The following is a 784-nucleotide window of genomic DNA, read 5'->3' as shown; positions in this document are numbered from 1 at the left end:
AGCACCCACGACAGTCAGCATTTCGAAAGGGTCATTGACAAGGCCAACACCAATCGCAATATCTACGCCGACCGAGGCTATCCCTCTGCGGAGCGGGAAGCTTGGCTGAAGGCAAACGGCTATAGGAGCCAGATTCAGCGTAAAGGCCATCGAAACAAACCGTTGTCCAAGACTCAGCAAGGGCGAAACCACAGGATTGCAAAGACTAGGGCACGGGTTGAACATGCATTTGCGGCGATGGAACAAATGGGTAGAAAACTGATCCGCACCATTGGACAGGTGCGCGCTAATTTTGCCATGACGATGATGGCAGCATGTTACAACCTAAAGCGGTTGGCGTACTTCCAGAGCGCGTGCATCGTGGCTTTCTGACGCCCAGAATGGGTCAAATGGCCCTAGCCAGGGCAATGTGCGATAGAATCAGTAGCGTGATAATCAAAAAAAATCTAATTATTTAGAATGAAAGCCAAGGGTTAATTGAAAATCTTGAGTTTTTCGAGGTGCCCTATAGACAAAAAAAGCCCTTGTGTACTAATTGCCGATGATACATTGATTGCCAAAACACGTAGTAGAAAAATAGAGATGGTTCATTAAACTAGTTGCTGAATAGAGACTTGCATTTTTTGTCACGCTATTGAGAATAAAAAGAGGTTTAACTTAGAGAATAAAGGTTTGAAATGATCAACAAAGAGCGGCTGTTACGAGATAATCGTTTATGTAAAGCAATCATTGGATTATCAGTCGAAGAATTGAAAAATTTAGCCGCTGAATTTTCAGCTTGTTA

1 protein-coding gene is annotated in these 784 nt (G+C 43.8%); it reads left to right on the top strand.

Translation table 11 applies throughout. From position 1 onward, the window contains the following. On the top strand, positions 1 to 372 hold a 372-nt coding region (locus CBG25_RS05005; protein ID WP_290603757.1), incomplete at its 5' end, for a transposase. Positions 373 to 784: the final 412 nt, after the last annotated feature.

The sequence above is a fragment of the Arsenophonus sp. ENCA genome (assembly GCF_002287155.1).
In the GTDB taxonomy this organism is placed as follows: Bacteria; Pseudomonadota; Gammaproteobacteria; order Enterobacterales; family Enterobacteriaceae; genus Arsenophonus; species Arsenophonus nilaparvatae.
This window is presented reverse-complemented; position numbering and strand designations above follow the sequence as displayed.